This is a genomic window from Chamaesiphon sp. OTE_75_metabat_556 (genome assembly GCF_031378165.1).
Lineage (GTDB): Bacteria > Cyanobacteriota > Cyanobacteriia > Cyanobacteriales > Chamaesiphonaceae > Chamaesiphon.
Window position 1 is genome coordinate 1 of record NZ_JANNDR010000516.1, and the last position, 3315, is coordinate 3315.

Consider the following 3315-nt stretch of genomic DNA (forward strand, 5'->3'; position numbering starts at 1 on the left):
GTCGAACCTCGCTGGTTTGACATTAAAACGATCGACATCAAAATTGCGGGTTTGAATCCAGTTTTTGAAGGGTATAAAATCGTGCAATTGTCCGATCTTCACGCTCGATCGGGTGTGATGGATCGGCAACAATTAGCAAGAGTCGCCAAGCTGACAAATTTACAAAAACCAGATACGATCGCGCTGACTGGTGACTATATTACTGACAATCCCGAGCAAGCAGAAGAGATGCTGGCCAATGCTTTCGGCAAACTCAAAGCACCTGATGGTGTAGTGGCAATTATGGGCAATCACGATCGCGAGGAAGAGCATAATCATGTCTCGCTCGAACGTGCTTTCGCCAAGGGTAAAGTTAACTTCTTAAATAATAGTGTTTACTCGATCGAGAAACAGGGTCATAAGTTAAATATTGCCGGAGTTGATGATGTTTATTTCAAGCGCGCAGATCTCCCCCTGACAATTTCCCAATTACCTAAGACTGGCACAAATATTTTACTGGCTCATGAACCAGATTTTGTCGATACTGCTGCTACGACAAATCGATTTGGATTGCAACTTTCTGGACATTCCCACGGCGGCCAAATCGTGATTCCGTTTCTGCCGAGAGTAAAACCGGAATTGGCCAAAAAATATACGAATGGACTGTACAAAGTCGATCGAATGCAGCTATATGTGAGCACTGGGGTGGGCACGACGGGATTACCTCAAGCTAGATTTAATTGTCGCCCTGAAATAGCTGTCATCGTACTGCACGCAGCTTAATCGATCGCCGCAAAGCAGGTTCATTATAAATTAAAGAAATCATAATGTTCGATCGCTTCCAAAAGACCCCAGGCATGAGCACCTTCAGCGAAATAAACTCGATCGGTATCTGTCAACATCGATAGCTCCTCATTGTGCCGATTGGCCACCACCACACCGAGCGTATCGCCCCGCAGCATGTCCTCATCACTACCAGAACCGCCATTTACCAACACCCGTTCGAGGGGAATATTCCATTGCTTAGCGACATAGCGTAAGGCGAGACCTTTTGATGCTCTCGATGGCACAAAATCAAGATACTGACCAAAGGAGAGGGTGGTATTTACGGACAATTCTTGTTGCCGTAAGATCGTCAAAATCTCCTCTAGTGATGGGGCAATCTCGGCATCATAAAAATAGGAAACTTTAAACCGACTTTGCTCCCGCTTTGGTTGGATCTTCAAACCTGGCAGTGGATCGATAATGCGTCGTAATACTTGCGGTGTCCAGCCGCGATCGATATGATTGTTCCAAGCAACATCGGTAGTTAATTGCGGTGGGTAATAAATTTCTGTCCCCAAACTGGTGATTAAAACTTCCGGAATGGGAATACCATGATTTTTGAAAATCTTTAGAGCTGCATCCAATCTGCGTCCGGTCGCAATCCCAAATAAAAACTTGCGTTGCTGTTGCCGCGCAACTTGAACAAATTGCCTTAAAGCTTCGTCATCGCCAACTAGAGCATTATCGATCGCCGTAAAAATTGCTAGCTTGCGATATTTACCAGCCTTGGGTTGCCATGTTGGTGTTGGCGATGGTTCCTGCTGTAAGACTAAAGACTGAATTTTTTGGAGATAGGATTGAGCGTGAGCATCCCAAGAATAAAACTCAGCCACATTTTTCACACCATTGTCGGAAAATTTCTGCCATAGTGCCGGGTCTTCAAGAATAGTCAATAATGCAGTCGTCATCGCCTCTTCACTCAAAGGATCGATTAATAGACCATTCTGACAATTCCCAATAATATCGACTGGGCCGCCATTTTCCGTTGCGATCAAGGGCAAGCCACTGGCAGTAGCTTCCAATAATGTTAAGCCGAACGGTTCGGTCAGAGCGGGATTGACAAACACACCTTTTGACGCAGCCGCTAGTCGATAAATATCTGCTACTTCGCTAGCTGTATGATGCTTGGGCAAAGCTACTCGGCCGTAGAGATCGTAGCGATCGATTACTAGTAATAACTCGGTTAAAACATTTTGCGCTCCTTCATTTAATTCCCGAATATCGTCTCGATTCCCCGCAATAATCACCAAATTTGCTAGTGCTTGTAAGCGGGGTGATTGACCGTATGCTTCTAGCAGAGTCACGATATTTTTGCGTTCATCGGGTCGGGATAAGGCCAAAATTATCGGTCGATCGGGATGGCTCAAAAACCGAGTTAATGTCGATCGGAAACCGATGTTCTGATCATTAGGAGTGGGTGGGTAAAACTGCTCCAGATCGGTTCCTGGCGGAATCACCGCCATTTTTTCGGGCGTGTAATAATCATACAGCTCGTATTGATCTTCGATTTCGTTATGAGTGCTGGTAATCACCAACTCTGTCGTACTCAGGGTATCTTCTTCGGCACTAATCCGCTGGAGCATGTGATAGCGTTCCTCGATGCAATCCATCGTCATCCCCAGTGCTAGCAATCGGCGAAGCTTGTCTCTGCCCAAGGAATGCCCTGTATGAATCAGCGGTAATCCGGTGAGGTGAGACAGCCGCACGCCCACATAGCCAGCATCGCCATAGTGACTGTGCAGAATATCCGGCAAACGCGGTTGAGTATGCAACCATGTAAACAATCGATCGGTAAACCCATCCAGATATCCCCATAATTCCTCTTTGGGGAGATAGAGATCTGGGCCGGCTTCAATCCGCACGATTTGAGCATTTTTGGTCAGTGCTTCGGTTGCGGCTCGGTAATCGTCACTGACGGCATCATCAATAATTCGCCGTGTGACTAGATCGACGCGTTCGACTTGGGGTTGTTTGGCAAGGGCTTTAGCCAATTCCACGACATATTTAGTTTGCCCCCCAGTATCTGCATCGCGACCCAATTCCAGATCGCGACCGCGAATCAGGCCATGAATACTGATGAGTAAAATAGATAATGGTTTGCAATTGGGTTTTTCTAATATCATGACTAATTTTTTGTCGATCGATCTCAGACAGCGACCTTGATCGGAGATCGGCTGGAGACTCACCTTGTTTTAGTCTATAAGAGCAGTTCGATCGGATGCGATCGTCCAATTGACTCCGAATCTTTGCGCGCACCAGTGTTCGGATCGACATGCTCTGCTTCAAATCGTACCATATACGACAATACCGCTAGCCGAATCTCTATACTCGCGATCGAGTAAAACACGATGGAAAATTTGGGTAGGATCTTAGTCACGCTACCGCGGAGAATCATCTGTTCTCAAAAACAATCTTCGCAGCAACTAACATCGATCGATGACAAAGCGATGGTAATCGATCGCGGTCGATCGATTGTAGATCGATCGATTTGTGCGATTTAGCACACCGGTG

Annotated in this window: 3 protein-coding genes; 1 reads left to right on the top strand and 2 read right to left on the bottom strand. The window is 46.3% G+C overall.

Going from position 1 to position 3315, the window contains the following annotated elements; all coding sequences use genetic code 11:
- Positions 1-762 (top strand): metallophosphoesterase (locus RMO27_RS20475; protein ID WP_309736036.1); only part of this gene is annotated, 762 nt, incomplete at its 5' end.
- A 23-nt stretch (positions 763-785) separates the two neighbouring features.
- Here RMO27_RS20475 and RMO27_RS20480 read toward each other — a convergent pair.
- On the bottom strand, positions 786-2927 hold the full coding sequence (locus RMO27_RS20480) for an HAD family hydrolase (protein WP_396133773.1): 2142 nt from the start codon (positions 2925-2927) through the stop codon (positions 786-788).
- 74 nt (positions 2928-3001) lie between these two features.
- Positions 3002-3151 (bottom strand): hypothetical protein, encoded by a 150-nt coding sequence (locus RMO27_RS20485; protein WP_309736040.1) that lies wholly within the window; start codon positions 3149-3151, stop codon positions 3002-3004.
- Between the last annotated feature and the right edge of the window lie 164 nt (positions 3152-3315).

Excerpts from the sequence above, each read along its gene's own strand:
- RMO27_RS20480 (WP_396133773.1), bottom strand. The coding sequence starts at position 2,927 with ATGATATTAGAAAAACCCAATTGCAAACCATTATCTATTTTACTCATC.